Here is a 14588-nt window from a genome sequence, read left to right on the forward strand (position 1 = left end):
AGATGGCGACGACGAGTACCGTGAAGAAGAAGGGCCTGGGCCGGGGACTGGAAGCACTGCTCGGCGGACCGGCAGACATCGTTGAAACCGCAAAGCAGGACGGCGCGCCGTCGGTGCTGCGCGTGGACCAGCTGCAGCCGGGCAAGTACCAGCCGCGTACGCGCATGGACGAGGGCGCGCTGCAGGAACTGGCCGCGAGCATTCGCGCGCAGGGGCTGATGCAGCCGATCCTGGTACGGCGCGTGGCTGACCCTGATCGCTACGAAATCATTGCCGGCGAGCGCCGCTTCCGCGCATCGAAGCTCGCTGGGCTCGACAAGGTGCCGGTCCTCGTCAAGGATGTTCCCGACGAGGCCGCCGCCGCGATGGCGCTGATCGAAAACATCCAGCGCGAGGATCTCAATCCGCTCGAAGAGGCGCAAGGCATCATGCGCCTGATACGCGAGTTCAGTTTCACGCATGAACAGGCGGCCGAGTCGGTGGGCCGGTCGCGCAGCGCTGTTTCCAACCTGCTGCGGCTGCTCAATCTTGCTTCGCCAGTGCAGACCATGCTTATGGCCGGCGATCTCGACATGGGCCACGCGCGTGCGTTGCTGGCAGTCGATGGTGCGAACCAGATCACGCTGGCCAACCAGATCGTCAACAAGCGGCTGTCCGTGCGAGAGACCGAGAAGCTGGTGGCGTCCACGCTCAAGCCGTTCGATCTGAAATCGCTCAAGCGGAAAGCGGGCAATGGCACGCGCGACGTGGCGCGCCTGGAAGAAGAGCTTTCCGATACGCTGGGGTTGGCCGTACAGATCAAGCTGGGCGCGCGCGGCAAGGGCCAGCTTACGATCCACTTCACCAGCAATGACGCACTCGATGGCGTCCTCACGCGCCTGCGTGAGCCAGAGGCTGGCGCCTAACCTGTTCCATACATTCCGGCAACCGAAATGAAACGGTTGCCGGAGGGTTGTCGGCCCCGCGCGACAGGTTTACCACGTCCGGCCTGATCCGCGCGATTACCGAACGACTCTCCCATGCGCGCCTGCGGGCCGGGCCAAGCACACACCGGCCGATCCAGCATCATGCACGCGCATCGCCGCGCAATCCAATTACGTTTCGCGTCATTGCGACGCAATATCCCGCCAGCCATCATGAAGGCGTGATAGCAACCGTTGTGCGAAATTCGCTGCAAGCTATCTGAAAGCAGATTGACTCGAGTTGGCGATTCCTAATAGAATCGTGCGGTTTGAATTCTGGCCGGACTAGAAAAGTTCCGGCCTGGAACGAGGCAAGGCAGGTGGTGGTTCGAGACCGTCAGCAGGACCGTTCGCAAGCCGGTGAAGCTTCCGCAAACAATCGTCGAGATGAACGCCAGGAGGCGTGGCGCGACGATTGGGATGATAGCGCCGAGCACGAGGAAGTAGCTGTCGATCCGCTGTCACGTGCTGATGCGGTGAAGCTGCTTGGCGAACGTGCATTGCGCCCATCGCGTATGACGCCCGGCAAGGTGGTACTGGCGCAGGTCGTAGTGACACTGCTGTCGGCACTGGCCTGGGCGGTATTCGCGCGCGAACACGCACCATCGGGCTGGTCGGCTTTTTTCGGCGGCATGGTGTGCTTCGTACCCAGCGGCTTCTTCGCACTGCGTCTCTGGATGTCGCGCGGGCAGCCGTCTGTTGGCGGCCTGGTGGCCGGCGAAGCGATCAAGGTGTTCGGCACCGTAGCACTGTTCGTGCTGGTGGTGGTGCTGTACCGCGATCTGCGCTGGGTGCCGATGCTTGTCACGTTCCTGTTGGCGCTGAAGACTTACTGGGTGGCGCTCGCAATCCGCTAACGCGGAGCGGGCCATGGCTGCAGATGAGGCGGCCGCCCCGAATATCAAGAGTTTCAAGCGCAGCGCGTCACAACGGTGAAGCGTTGCGTGACTAAGGTTTGCACAAAACAACAAGGCGTTCTTGCGCGAGGCGGTGACCGGTCATGTGACCGAAGGCCAAGCAAGACGCGTACCCGGGGCCTGCCGAAGACAGTGCCCGGATATACAGATTTCGCAATATACCGTTCGTTTCCGACATGTCAGCTGAAGCTATCCAGGGCGCGGAGCACGTGCTCACACCATCAGGCTATATCGCCGAACACTTGCAGAACTTTAACTCGGTGGGCGGCAAGCAGCTCTCCGTTGTCGATTTCAGTGTTCTCAACTATGACACGATCTTCTGGTCCGTGTTGTGCGGCGTCATCGCCTTGCTGTTCCTGTACGCCGCTGCACGCCGCGTCACGGCTGGCGTGCCGGGCCGCTTCCAGGCCTTCGTGGAAATGATCGTCGAGATGGTTGACGATCAGGCCAAGGGAATCATTCACGGCGACCGTTCGTGGATTGCCCCGCTGGCGCTGATGGTGTTCTGCTGGATCACCATGATGAACGCGATCGACCTGATCCCCGTGGACTGGGTCACGGGCCTGAACAGTCTGCTCGGCGTTTTCCACATTCATCTTCCGCACCACCGCGCAGTCGCCACGGCCGATCTGAACGGCACGCTGGGCATGTCGTGCTCGGTTCTGGTGCTGATGATCTACTACAGCTTCAAGATCAAGGGCGTTGGCGGCTTCATGCACGAGCTGTTCTCCGCACCGTTCGGCGCCAAGTGGTACCTGGCCCCGTTCAACCTGATCCTGAACATCATCGAATTCCTGGCCAAGGCCGTTTCGCTCGGCATGCGGTTGTTCGGCAACATGTATGCCGGCGAACTGGTGTTCCTGCTGATCGCGCTGCTGGGTTCGATCTGGACGTTCAACGCCGACCTGTCGGCACTGGGCTTTATCGGACACGTGGTTGCCGGCACCGTCTGGGCCATCTTCCACATCCTGATCGTTCTGCTCCAGGCTTTCATTTTCATGATGCTGACGCTGGTGTACATCGGCCAGGCTCACGATCACCACTGATTTTCAGTTTTTGGTTTTTTGGTTTTTTGGTTCTAAGTCTCTCTAAATTAAAGGAGTCATCATGCAAGCATTTCTCGCCAACATCCAGGGTCTGACCGCTATCGGTATCGGCATCATCATCGGTCTGGGCGCTATCGGCGCCTGCCTGGGTATCGCCCTGATGGGCGGCAAGTACATCGAAGCCTGCGCACGTCAGCCTGAGCTGATGAACCCGCTGCAGACCAAGATGTTCCTGCTGGCTGGCCTGATCGACGCTGCATTCCTGATCGGTGTGGGTGTTGCAATGCTGTTCGCCTTCGCCAACCCGCTGCTTGCTGTCATCAAGTAAGTCTTTTCGGTCTGCATGATGCTGACGGGCGGCGCAGGCCTCAGTCCGATGGCCTGGCCGCCCTTGTGCATTTATCTGTAGTTTGATTACCGAAAGGAACACACCATGAATCTGAACGCAACGTTTTTTGCGCAGATGGTCGTGTTCTTCATCCTGTGGTGGGTTGTTGCCAAATTCATTTGGCCGCCGCTGGTGAAGGCGCTCGACGAACGCGCAAAGAAGATCGCCGATGGCCTCGCCGCTGCCGAAAAGGGCAAGGCGGAGCTTGAACTCGCCAACAAGCGTGTGGACCAGGCCATGGCCGAAGCCCGCACCGAAGGCGCGCAACGTGTGGCTGACGCTGAGAAGCGCGCCCAGGTAGCCGCCGACGAGATCAAGCAGAACGCCCAGGCAGAAGCCGCACGCATCATCGCCCAGGCCAAGGCCGAGGCAGAACAGCAAGTGACCCGCGCGCGTGAATCGCTGCGCGACCAGGTCGCAGTGCTGGCCGTGAAGGGTGCAGAGCAGATCCTCAAGCGTGAAGTGAACGCGCAGGTGCACGTAGACCTGCTCAATCAACTCAAGGCTGAGCTCTAATCATGGCTGAAACCGCAACCATTGCCCGTCCCTACGCTGAGGCGCTGTTCCGCGTCGCAAGCGAAGCCGGTGCAGGCAACCTGGGTGCATGGTCTGAACTGGTGTCGGAGATGGGGCAGGTTGCCGCCAACCCCGACATGCAGGCGCTCGCCACCGATCCGAACGTTCCCGAAGCAAAGCTTGAGGAAGTGTTCATGTCGGTGCTGAAGAGCCCGGTCAACGACGAAGCACGCCGCTTCGTGAAGCTGCTGGTGGAAAACAACCGCCTGACAGCGTTGCCGGAAATCGCCGAGCAGTTCCATGCGCTCAAGAACGCCCGCGAGGGCTCGTCCGATGTCGAGATCACCAGCGCTTTCCCGCTGGAGACTTCGCAACTGAACGATCTGGTCGCCGCACTCGAACGCAAGTTCGGCCGCAAGCTGTACGCAAAGGTGGCGGTGGACCCGTCGCTGATCGGTGGCGTGAGCGTCAAGGTCGGCGACGAAGTGCTCGACACCTCCGTGCGCGCGCGCCTGGCTTCCATGCAAGCCGCGCTGACCGCCTGACCGCAACGGCCGACGGATTGAAGAATTAGGAGCATTGTGATGCAACTGAACCCCTCAGAAATCAGCGAGCTGATCAAGTCCCGTATCTCGGGTCTTGGCGCCGACGCTGAAGTGCGCAACACCGGCACGGTGATCTCCGTGACCGATGGTATCTGCCGCGTGCACGGCCTGTCTGGCGTGATGCAGGGCGAGATGCTGGAATTCCCGGGTAACACCTTCGGCCTGGCACTGAACCTCGAGCGTGACTCGGTGGGTGCCGTGGTGCTGGGTGACTACGAACACATTTCGGAAGGCGATACGGTCAAGTGCACCGGCCGCATTCTGGAAGTGCCGGTTGGCAAGGAACTGCTGGGCCGCGTGGTGAACACGCTGGGTCAGCCGATCGACGGCAAGGGCCCGATCAACGCCAAGGAAACGGACGTGATCGAGAAGGTGGCTCCGGGCGTGATCGCGCGTCAGTCGGTGAGCCAGCCGGTGCAGACCGGCCTGAAGTCGATCGACGCGATGGTGCCGATCGGCCGTGGCCAGCGCGAGCTGATCATTGGCGACCGTCAGACCGGCAAGACCGCCGTGGCTGTCGACTCGATCATCAACCAGAAGGGCAAGGGCGTCTACTGCGTGTACGTGGCAATCGGCCAGAAGGCTTCGACGATCGCCAACGTGGTGCGCAAGCTGGAAGAGCACGGCGCGATGGAATACACCGTCGTCGTGGCCGCCGCCGCGTCAGACTCGGCCGCCATGCAGTACCTGGCTGCCTACGCCGGCTGCACGATGGGCGAGTACTTCCGCGACCGCGGCGAAGACGCGCTGATCGTTTATGACGACCTGACCAAGCAAGCCTGGGCCTACCGCCAGGTGTCGCTGCTGCTGCGCCGCCCGCCGGGCCGCGAAGCCTACCCGGGTGACGTGTTCTACCTGCACTCGCGTCTGTTGGAACGTGCTGCCCGTGTGAACGAAGACTACGTCGAAAAGTTCACCGACGGTGCCGTCAAGGGCAAGACCGGTTCGCTGACCGCGCTGCCGATTATCGAAACGCAGGCCGGCGACGTGTCCGCGTTCGTGCCGACCAACGTGATCTCGATTACCGACGGTCAGATCTTCCTGGAAACCGACCTGTTCAACGCCGGTATCCGCCCCGCCATCAACGCCGGTATCTCGGTGTCGCGCGTGGGTGGTGCTGCGCAGACCAAGGTGGTGAAGAACCTGTCCGGTGGTATCCGTACCGACTTGGCCCAGTACCGTGAACTGGCTGCGTTTGCGCAGTTTGCTTCGGACCTGGACGACGCCACCCGCAAGCAGCTCGAACGCGGCCGCCGCGTGACCGAACTGCTCAAGCAGGCGCAGTACCAGCCGCAGCAGGTGTGGCAGCTGGCCGCGTCGCTGTTCGCAGCCAACAACGGCTTCCTCGACAACGTGGACGTCAAGGACATTCTGCAGTTCGAGAAGGGCCTGCACGACCATCTGAAGACCAAGTACGCCGACCTCGTCAACCGCATCGAAGACACCAAGGTGCTGTCGAAGGAAGACGAGCCCGCCCTGCGTGCCGCGATCGAGGATTTCAGGAAGTCCGCCGCGTTCTAACTGCGCAAATCCCCGATACCGCCGCCGCGCCTGGCTGACGCCGGCGCGGCGCTGGTTCGGACGGAGAGGAAGATATGGCCGGAACGAAAGAAATTCGAACCAAGATCAAGAGCGTGCAGAACACGCGCAAGATCACCAAGGCGATGGAGATGGTCGCCGCATCCAAGATGCGCAAGGCGCAGGAACGGATGCGCAATGCCCGTCCCTACGCTGAGAAAGTGCGGAATATCGCGGCGCACCTGGCTTCGGCCAATCCCGAGTTCAAGCATCCGTTCATGGTGGCACGCGACGTCAAGCGCGCCGGCATGATCGTGGTGACGACCGACAAGGGGCTGTGCGGCGGCCTGAACACCAACGTGCTGCGTGCGGTGACCCACGAACTGAAGACCCTGCAAGGCCAAGGCGTGGACGTGCAAACGACCGCCATCGGTGCCAAGGGCATGCAGTTCCTGGGCCGCATCGGCGCGAAGGTGCTCTCGCATGTGGTGCAACTCGGTGACACCCCGCATCTGGAAAAGCTGATCGGTGCGATCAAGGTCCAGCTCGACGCCTACACCAATGGCGAAATCGATGTGGTGTACTTGGCCTATACCAAGTTCATCAACACGATGAGGCAGGAACCGATTGTCGAGCAACTGCTGCCGCTGGCGGCCGACAAGCTTGCCCAGACCGAAGATGAAAAGCGCGCCTACTCGTGGGATTACATCTACGAGCCCGACGCCCAGACCGTGGTGGAAGAGCTGCTTGTCCGCTACGTCGAAGCGCTGGTGTACCAGGCCGTGGCCGAAAACATGGCGTCGGAACAATCCGCGCGCATGGTGGCCATGAAGGCTGCTTCCGACAACGCCAAGAACGTGATTGGCGAACTGCAACTGGTCTACAACAAGACCCGTCAGGCAGCGATCACGAAGGAACTGTCGGAAATCGTCAGCGGTGCCGCTGCGGTCTAAGGCGTCAAGAATTCAAGCTATCGGAGATACGAAATGAGTATCGGAAATATTGTGCAGTGCATTGGCGCCGTGGTGGACATCGAGTTCCCGCGTGACGCAATGCCGAAGGTGTACGACGCGCTGGTGCTGGAAGACAGCGGCGATACGTCGTTCGCCGAAAAGGGCCTGACGTTCGAAGTCCAGCAGCAGCTGGGCGACGGCGTGGTACGTACCATTGCCCTCGGTTCGTCGGACGGCCTGCGCCGTGGCATGGCGGTGAAGAACACCGAAGCGCCGATCTCGGTGCCGGTGGGTCAAGGCACGCTGGGCCGCATCATGGACGTGCTGGGTCGCCCCATTGACGAAGCAGGCCCGATCGCTTCCGAAGAGCGTCGCGCGATTCACCAGAAGGCGCCGAAATTCGACGAACTGTCGCCTTCCACCGACCTGCTCGAAACCGGCATCAAGGTGATCGACCTGATCTGCCCGTTCGCCAAGGGCGGCAAGGTGGGCCTGTTCGGTGGTGCTGGCGTGGGCAAGACCGTCAACATGATGGAGCTCATCAACAACATCGCCAAGCAGCACAGCGGTCTGTCGGTGTTTGCCGGCGTGGGCGAGCGTACCCGTGAGGGGAACGACTTCTACCACGAAATGAAGGACTCGAACGTGCTCGACAAGGTGGCCATGGTGTTCGGCCAGATGAACGAGCCGCCGGGCAACCGTCTGCGCGTGGCACTTTCCGGCCTGACCATGGCCGAGAAGTTCCGCGACGAGGGCCGCGACATCCTGTTCTTTGTCGACAACATCTACCGCTACACGCTGGCTGGTACCGAAGTGTCGGCACTGCTGGGCCGTATGCCTTCCGCCGTGGGCTACCAGCCGACGCTGGCTGAAGAAATGGGCAAGCTGCAGGAGCGTATTACGTCGACCAAGACTGGCTCGATCACGTCGATCCAGGCCGTGTACGTGCCTGCCGATGACTTGACCGACCCGTCGCCGGCAACCACCTTCCTGCACCTGGACTCGACCTTGGTGCTGTCGCGTGACATCGCCGCTCTCGGTATCTACCCCGCTGTGGACCCGCTCGACTCGACTTCGCGTCAGATGGATCCGCAAGTTGTGGGCCAGGAGCACTACAGCGTCGCGCGCGCCGTGCAGCAGACCCTGCAGCGCTACAAGGAACTGCGCGACATCATCGCGATTCTGGGCATGGACGAACTGTCGCCGGAAGACAAACTGGCCGTGTCGCGCGCTCGTAAGATCCAGCGTTTCCTGTCGCAGCCGTTCCACGTGGCCGAAGTGTTCACGGGTTCGCCGGGCAAGTACGTGCCGCTGAAGGAAACCATCCGTGGTTTCAAGATGCTGGTGGATGGCGAGTGCGATCACCTGCCCGAGCAGGCGTTCTACATGGTTGGCTCGATCGACGAGGCCTTCGAGAAGGCCAAGAAGCTTCAGTAAGCAGCGCCTTTCGCCTTCATGCGCCGTTGCGGCTGCGCGGCCGAAAGTCAGACTACGGTCTGCGGCAGTCGCAAACGGACTGAAGGCGAAGTACTTGCTTCCTGATTTCTGGAGGCAAACGCTCTTCTGGAGAAAGGATCTTATATGGCAACCATTCTTGTAGACGTCGTCAGCGCGGAAGCGTCGATCTTCTCCGGTCAGGCGAAGTTCGTGGCGCTGCCGGGCGAGACGGGTGAACTGGGTATTCTGCCGGGCCACACGCCGCTGATTACCCGCATCCAGCCGGGCGCAGTGCGCATCGAGAAGGAAGACGGCGGCGAAGAGTTCGTTTTCGTTGCCGGCGGCATTCTTGAAGTCCAGCCCCAGCACGTCACTGTGCTGGCCGATACCGCAATCCGCGGTAGCGATCTGGACGAAGCCAAGGCTCATGAAGCCAAGCGCGCGGCCGAGGAACTGCTGCAGAACCAGAGCAGTGATCTGGATCTGGCACGTGCCCAGAGCGAGCTTGCTGTGGCTGCTGCGCAGCTTGCTGCAATTGCCCGCCTGCGTCGTAAGAAGTAAGCATTTGAGTAGTACTGCCGCGCTGTTGTTTTTTGGGCGCGGCAATGAAAAAGGCAGCCGTATGGCTGCCTTTTTTGTAAGACGGGCGCTATATTTCGTGGCCTGGACCACAAAAAAAAGCGCGCGGGCCGGGGAGGCTCCGCGCGGACGGGAAAATCCCTTCGAGGGGTCAATTCGAAGGAACGGGTTCGGTCCAGGCTACTCTTACACGCGCTTCGGAGTGTTCTCTCCGCATCTTGCGCACTGGTCTTCCTGGTTCTCCGGATCAGTCAGAATCGGCTGATCCGGATGAATCGGGTTACTGCCTAAGGCTTTCTTCAAGCCCCCTTATTTTTCAATGCTTTAGCGGCGGGGGCACGTCAAACCGAACGTCGGTCTGTCAATGCATTGTGGGGGAAACTTCCGGCGATGGCAGTAACAAAATGTATCGTTTTGAAAGAAGATGAAAGGCCGGGGCGCATAAATACGGCGTTTTGCACACTTTTTGGCGTTGCTGAAAGCGTTTTCACGACGATTTCTGGCATTATCTGTGGCGTCAAATGTTAAGACATTGACGCGATAGTGTACTGAATACATTACGTTTTTTCCCGGGGACCGCTCGGCTATCCCCACTTTCGCGGGATAAAGAAATCCAGCACGCGGATTTTGTGTTCGGTAGCGCATTCAGCGTTACGATTCGAAACGGTTCGCAAAGCGATTCCCCACTCATCAATGGCCATCGATCCCCAGCTACTTGCCTATTACCGCCGAATGGCGGACCACTACGCCAACCAGTCTGTTCCAGACGATGCCGCCGGACGCCGCGCACGCTTCGTGGACATTGCTGCGCAATCGCAATTGCCTGACCCCGATGGCATGAGCGTGACGGAACTTACGATTCCGGTCGAAGGCGGGTCTCTGGCAGTGCGGATGTTCCGGCCCGCCAATGTCACGTTGCCGCGCCTGATCGTCTACTTTCATGGCGGCGGGTGGGTTGTAGGCTCGCCGGGGACACACCACACCGTTGCCGCGCTGCTGGCCGAGGATACTCAGTGCGCCGTTGCCAGTGTCGACTATCGGCTGGCGCCGGAGTTTGCCTTCCCCACCCCGTGCAACGACGCGATCGCCGCAGTACAGTGGCTTGCCGCGAAACGTGCCGGGCTGGATGTCGCCCCCGATTTCCTCGCTGTAGCCGGGGACAGCGCCGGCGGGCATCTTGCAGCCGTGGCCGCGCGGGCTGTCAACGAAGCGAGTGCTGCAGCGGTTGTACAGGCCCAGTTGCTGATCTATCCGGTAACCGCGCCATTGCTGACCACCGAAAGCTATCGCGCGTTCGCGCAGGGGCCCGGCCTTACGCGTGAAGAGATGGCGTGGTTCTGGACCCAGTTCATCGGCTCGGATGCACTGGCGCGGGGCGCGGAACAGAATGATCTGCGCATTCACCTGATGGCCTCTCCACCTGCGCAGTTACCGCCTGCCAGCGTGGTGGTCGTTGCCGCCAATGATGTACTCCGGGACGATGGCCTGGCGTATGCCGATTTCCTCGTGCGTCATGATGCACCGGTCATCACGATCGAGGCCAGCGGCATGACGCACGGTTTTGCGCGCCTGCAACCGGATGTCCCGCGTGCACGCGAGTGGATGCGCCGCGCCGCCGAATCATTTGCAAGCGTGCTCGACGACATCTGAACCGGCGTTGTCGGAATCGTCGATATCACGGTCCAGGCGGCTTTGGCGGCCGGCCATCCCGTAGAATGGCGGTCTCAAGAGGATGACCATGACCGCATTGCAGAACGACACCTTCCTGCGCGCGCTGCGCCGGCAACCTACCGAATACACGCCGCTCTGGCTGATGCGCCAGGCCGGCCGCTATCTTCCCGAGTACAACGCTACACGTGCACGTGCCGGAAGCTTTCTCGGACTGGCGAAGAATCCGGCTTATGCGACCGAAGTTACGCTGCAGCCGCTCGATCGTTACCCGCTAGACGCTGCGATCCTGTTCTCGGACATCCTCACCGTACCCGATGCGATGGGGCTTGGCCTGTCGTTCGCACAAGGCGAGGGTCCGCGCTTCGCGCATCCGCTGCGCACGGAAAGCGACGTGGCCAAGCTTGCCGTGCCGGATATGGCTTCGCTGCAATATGTGTTCGACGCCGTCAGCGAGATTCGGCGCGCCCTGGTACAGGACGGCCGTCAGCGCGTACCGCTGATCGGCTTCTCGGGAAGCCCGTGGACGCTCGCTTGCTACATGGTTGAAGGTGGCGGCTCGGACGATTTCCGCACGGTCAAGGCCATGATGTACGGCCGCCCGGACCTGATGCACCGAATCCTCGAGATCAACGCCCGTGCCGTTGCGGCGTATCTCAACGCGCAGATCGAAGCGGGTGCCCAGGCCGTGATGGTCTTTGACACCTGGGGCGGCGCTCTGGCGGACGGCATGTACCAGGAGTTCTCGCTCGCGTATATGCGTCAGGTGCTGCAGGGTATCAAGCGCGAGCACGACGGCCAGCAGATCCCGGTCATCGTCTTTACCAAGGGCGGCGGTATCTGGCTCGAGGAAATCGCAGCGATCGGCCCGGACGCCATCGGTCTGGACTGGACCGTGAACCTCACGCAGGCGCGTCGCCGCACCGGCGACCGTGTGGCACTGCAGGGCAATATCGATCCGACGGTACTCTTCGCGCCCGAAGCAGCGATTCGTGCACAAGTTCGCAATGTGCTCGACAGTTACGCGGCTGCAGGCGGCAGCGACGGTCATGTGTTCAACCTCGGCCACGGCATTTCGCAGTTCACGCCGCCGGAAAGCGTGGCTGTGCTGGTTGACGAGGTCCACAGCCATAGCCGCAAGCTGCGTACCGCGCAGGTTGCACCGGCTGTCTGAAGCGTGCGTTTTCCCTGCGGCGCAGCGATTTGTCCGCGTGACGCCATCGCTGTGTCGCCGACGGCTCTATCGGAAAGCTGTCAAGTAAACTATTTGCGAAATTTCGCCAAAAAGGTGCCGGGTCCTTGCTGTCAAGGCTTGACTTATGCACACCGATAGGTTTGCCGCACCGCACGAGCGGGTTACCCCTTAACTCAGTTGGGGGGTGTTTGCAACCCATTGATTCATAAGGATTTGAATCTGCCGGGAACAATGGTGTAAGGCCGATGAAAGCCTTGATTTGTGCGCCTTCGCGGGAACTTGATGCGACTTTTCAACAAAGTTATCCACAGGTGTGACAGCGAACGTGGAAAACCAGCCATGGATCATCGACTTAGGGTCACATTTCAAGATTTACTTTAAGTTGATGTTGCGCCGCACACAGAATCTCCTCAAGGTTTCGGCCACGCTTGCCATGCACAACCATCGCGCAGCCGTACTGCACCAAGAAGGGGGTGTCTGATGACAGTTGCGGAAGGGGCTGTGGCAAAAGCGTTACAAGTTCCCGGTGACGATCTGGCCCCTGGCATCGTTCGTGTTGCGATAGACACGCCTGCGGACGATTGCTTTGACTATCTGGCAGGTGAAGATGTCCGGCCGGGCGACTTGGTGGTCGTGCCGTTCGGAAGGCGCCATGTCATGGGTGCTGTGGTTGAGCGCGCCAGCGAATCCAGTGTGCCGGCCGATCGCATGCGCCCAATCGCAGGCCATCTCGGCTGGATGCCCGCGCTTAACGCGGACTGGATTGCGCTTGCCCGCTTTGCGGCACGCTACTACCATCGCCGCCTTGGCGAAGTGATGCTGCCGGCGCTGCCGCCGTCGCTGCGGGACCCACAGGCTTGGGAGCGTCTGGAGCAGCGCGCCCGAACCACGCAGTACCGGGTACGCCCCGCGCAAGCCGAGGCGATGCTCGCAGCCATTCCAGCGCGTGCGCGGACCGTGCATGCCCTGGCCACGGCCATCACCACCGCACCGGACGGATTACGGCTGAGCGAGGCGCGCGACCTTTGCACTGCTGCCCCGGCGCGGCTGGCCGAGTGGGAGGAAGCGGGCTGGATTACAAGCACACACACTGACCGTCCGCTGCTCGAAATCGCCCCACAACAAGCCCCATCGATCGCACCGCCGCTGCATCACGCCCAACGCGAGGCTGTGGACGCGATCAGCGCGGCGCACGGTTTTGCGGCTTTCCTGCTGCATGGCGTGACGGGAAGTGGCAAGACCGAGGTCTATCTCCATGCCATCGCCGCTCGTCTGGCCGAGGACCCGACCGCCCAGGTGCTGATGCTGGTCCCCGAGATCAACCTCACGCCGCAACTGCAGGCGCGCATCGCCGAGCGCTTTCCGCAGCAGCCTCTCGCCGTCCTCCACAGTGGCCTGGCCGATCAGGAGCGCAGCCTGCAATGGCTGGCGGCCCATCGCGGCGAGGCTCGCATCGTGCTTGGCACGCGCATGGCCATCATGGCATCGCTGCCACACCTGAAGCTGATCGTTGTCGACGAAGAGCACGATACGTCCTACAAGCAGCAGGAAGGCCTGCGCTATTCGGCCCGCGACCTGGCGGTGTGGCGTGCTAACCAGCTAGGGATTCCGATCGTCCTTGGTTCCGCCACGCCCTCAATGGAGTCCTGGCACCGTGCCGAGCAGGGCGCCTACCGCAAGCTGGTGCTGCGCGAGCGGGCGCAGGCCGATGCCGCGCTGCCGTCAGTCAGGCTGATCGACCTGAACCATGAACACCAACGCCAGCGCCATCTGTTCGAGGGGCTGTCCGTGCCGCTGCTCGATGCGATCCAGCAGCGCCTCGACCGCGGGCAGCAAAGCCTGCTGTTCCTGAACCGGCGCGGCTACGCGCCAGTCCTGGCCTGTGACAGTTGCGGCTGGCTGTCAGGCTGCCCGCGCTGCTCGGCCTACCTGGTGCTGCATCGGCCCGAACGCCGACTGCGCTGCCACCACTGCGGGCTTGAGGCGCCAGTGCCGCATCATTGCCCCGACTGTGGCAACGTCGATATCGCCCCGCTGGGGCGCGGCACGCAGCGGATCGAGGAGGCGCTTGCCGCCCGGTTTCCGCAAGCGCGCATCGCCCGGATCGACGCCGACTCCACGCGGCGCAAGGGCAGCGCGCAGGCGATGTTCGACGACGTCCATGCCGGCGAGGTCGATATCCTCGTGGGTACGCAGATGGTGGCCAAGGGACACGACTTCCAGCGCGTGACGCTAGTCGGCATCGTCCATCCCGACGCCGCCATGTTCAGCCACGACTTCCGCGCCGCCGAGCACCTGTTCGCATCGCTGATGCAGGTATCTGGCCGGGCGGGCAGGGCGGGGCTGGGCGGCGAAGTCCTGATCCAGACGCGCTACCCGGATGCCCCGGCATTGCAGGCATTGGTACGCCATGACTATGATGGATTCGCGGCCAGCCAGTTGCGCGAGCGCCGGCAGGCGGGGTTGCCCCCGTTCGTCTACCAGGTGCTGGTGACGGCCGAGCACAGCCAGCTCGAGCGCGCCATCGCGTTCCTGCAGACCGCGCGCGATGCTGCCGACGCCTGTGCGATGGCGCCCGAGGTGCAACTGCACGATCCGGTGCCGATGTCGATGGTGCGGCTGTTCAACAAGGAGCGCGCACAAATGCTGGTGGAGGCTGGCTCGCGCCCGGTATTACAACGCTTTGTCAGTGAGTGGGTACGGACATTCGATGACGTGGCAGCCCGCGTCAAAGGGGTGCGCTGGCAGTTGGAGATTGATCCGCTACGCATTTGAGCGGTGTAGTACAGCGCGTTGAAAGTGGC

At 61.7% G+C, this 14588-nt stretch carries 13 protein-coding genes; all 13 read left to right on the forward strand.

What is annotated here, in order from left to right:
- Positions 1-2: 2 nt before the first annotated feature.
- Positions 3-905 carry a ParB/RepB/Spo0J family partition protein gene (locus B552_RS0117645; protein WP_019450376.1) on the forward strand — a complete coding sequence of 301 codons (903 nt, stop codon included), beginning with the start codon at positions 3-5 and terminating at the stop codon, positions 903-905.
- Positions 906-1282: 377 nt separating this feature from the next.
- The gene (locus B552_RS0117650; protein WP_019450377.1) at positions 1283-1819 is read left to right on the forward strand and encodes an ATP synthase subunit I; all 537 of its coding nucleotides are present in this window, start codon (positions 1283-1285) and stop codon (positions 1817-1819) included.
- A 236-nt stretch (positions 1820-2055) separates the two neighbouring features.
- Positions 2056-2925 carry a F0F1 ATP synthase subunit A gene (gene atpB, locus B552_RS0117655; protein WP_019450378.1) on the forward strand — a complete coding sequence of 290 codons (870 nt, stop codon included), beginning with the start codon at positions 2056-2058 and terminating at the stop codon, positions 2923-2925.
- Positions 2926-2986: 61 nt separating this feature from the next.
- On the forward strand, positions 2987-3253 hold the full coding sequence (atpE, locus tag B552_RS0117660) for a F0F1 ATP synthase subunit C (RefSeq protein WP_013958389.1): 267 nt from the start codon (positions 2987-2989) through the stop codon (positions 3251-3253).
- A gap of 105 nt (positions 3254-3358) precedes the next feature.
- Positions 3359-3829, forward strand: coding sequence for a F0F1 ATP synthase subunit B (locus B552_RS0117665; RefSeq protein WP_019450379.1), 471 nt, complete (start codon positions 3359-3361; stop codon positions 3827-3829).
- Between the two features lie 2 nt (positions 3830-3831).
- Complete coding sequence (locus B552_RS0117670) at positions 3832-4374, forward strand: F0F1 ATP synthase subunit delta (RefSeq protein WP_019450380.1); 543 nt, start codon at positions 3832-3834, stop codon at positions 4372-4374.
- A 39-nt stretch (positions 4375-4413) separates the two neighbouring features.
- Positions 4414-5955, forward strand: coding sequence for a F0F1 ATP synthase subunit alpha (gene atpA / locus B552_RS0117675; RefSeq protein WP_019450381.1), 1542 nt, complete (start codon positions 4414-4416; stop codon positions 5953-5955).
- A gap of 74 nt (positions 5956-6029) precedes the next feature.
- On the forward strand, positions 6030-6905 hold the full coding sequence (atpG, locus tag B552_RS0117680; RefSeq protein WP_019450382.1) for a F0F1 ATP synthase subunit gamma: 876 nt from the start codon (positions 6030-6032) through the stop codon (positions 6903-6905).
- A 33-nt stretch (positions 6906-6938) separates the two neighbouring features.
- Entirely contained in the window at positions 6939-8342 is a 1404-nt protein-coding gene (atpD, locus tag B552_RS0117685) for a F0F1 ATP synthase subunit beta (protein WP_019450383.1), read from the forward strand.
- Positions 8343-8486: 144 nt separating this feature from the next.
- Positions 8487-8903 carry a F0F1 ATP synthase subunit epsilon gene (locus B552_RS0117690; protein ID WP_019450384.1) on the forward strand — a complete coding sequence of 139 codons (417 nt, stop codon included), beginning with the start codon at positions 8487-8489 and terminating at the stop codon, positions 8901-8903.
- A gap of 711 nt (positions 8904-9614) precedes the next feature.
- On the forward strand, positions 9615-10571 hold the full coding sequence (locus tag B552_RS0117695) for an alpha/beta hydrolase (RefSeq protein ID WP_019450385.1): 957 nt from the start codon (positions 9615-9617) through the stop codon (positions 10569-10571).
- An 88-nt stretch (positions 10572-10659) separates the two neighbouring features.
- Entirely contained in the window at positions 10660-11763 is a 1104-nt protein-coding gene (gene hemE / locus B552_RS0117700; protein ID WP_026035776.1) for a uroporphyrinogen decarboxylase, read from the forward strand.
- A 501-nt stretch (positions 11764-12264) separates the two neighbouring features.
- A complete protein-coding gene (locus tag B552_RS0117710) occupies positions 12265-14559 on the forward strand; it encodes a primosomal protein N' (RefSeq protein WP_026035777.1) in 2295 nt (764 codons plus the stop codon).
- Positions 14560-14588: the final 29 nt, after the last annotated feature.

The organism is Cupriavidus sp. BIS7, assembly GCF_000292345.1.
Lineage (GTDB): Bacteria > Pseudomonadota > Gammaproteobacteria > Burkholderiales > Burkholderiaceae > Cupriavidus.

Excerpts from the sequence above, each read along its gene's own strand:
- hemE (WP_026035776.1), top strand. The coding sequence starts at position 10,660 with ATGACCGCATTGCAGAACGACACCTTCCTGCGCGCGCTGCGCCGGCAA.
- atpA (WP_019450381.1), top strand. The coding sequence starts at position 4,414 with ATGCAACTGAACCCCTCAGAAATCAGCGAGCTGATCAAGTCCCGTATC.
- atpB (WP_019450378.1), top strand. The coding sequence starts at position 2,056 with ATGTCAGCTGAAGCTATCCAGGGCGCGGAGCACGTGCTCACACCATCA.
- atpD (WP_019450383.1), top strand. The coding sequence starts at position 6,939 with ATGAGTATCGGAAATATTGTGCAGTGCATTGGCGCCGTGGTGGACATC.
- atpG (WP_019450382.1), top strand. The coding sequence starts at position 6,030 with ATGGCCGGAACGAAAGAAATTCGAACCAAGATCAAGAGCGTGCAGAAC.
- B552_RS0117710 (WP_026035777.1), top strand. The coding sequence starts at position 12,265 with ATGACAGTTGCGGAAGGGGCTGTGGCAAAAGCGTTACAAGTTCCCGGT.
- B552_RS0117670 (WP_019450380.1), top strand. The coding sequence starts at position 3,832 with ATGGCTGAAACCGCAACCATTGCCCGTCCCTACGCTGAGGCGCTGTTC.
- B552_RS0117645 (WP_019450376.1), top strand. The coding sequence starts at position 3 with ATGGCGACGACGAGTACCGTGAAGAAGAAGGGCCTGGGCCGGGGACTG.
- B552_RS0117690 (WP_019450384.1), top strand. The coding sequence starts at position 8,487 with ATGGCAACCATTCTTGTAGACGTCGTCAGCGCGGAAGCGTCGATCTTC.
- B552_RS0117665 (WP_019450379.1), top strand. The coding sequence starts at position 3,359 with ATGAATCTGAACGCAACGTTTTTTGCGCAGATGGTCGTGTTCTTCATC.
- B552_RS0117695 (WP_019450385.1), top strand. The coding sequence starts at position 9,615 with ATGGCCATCGATCCCCAGCTACTTGCCTATTACCGCCGAATGGCGGAC.
- atpE (WP_013958389.1), top strand. The coding sequence starts at position 2,987 with ATGCAAGCATTTCTCGCCAACATCCAGGGTCTGACCGCTATCGGTATC.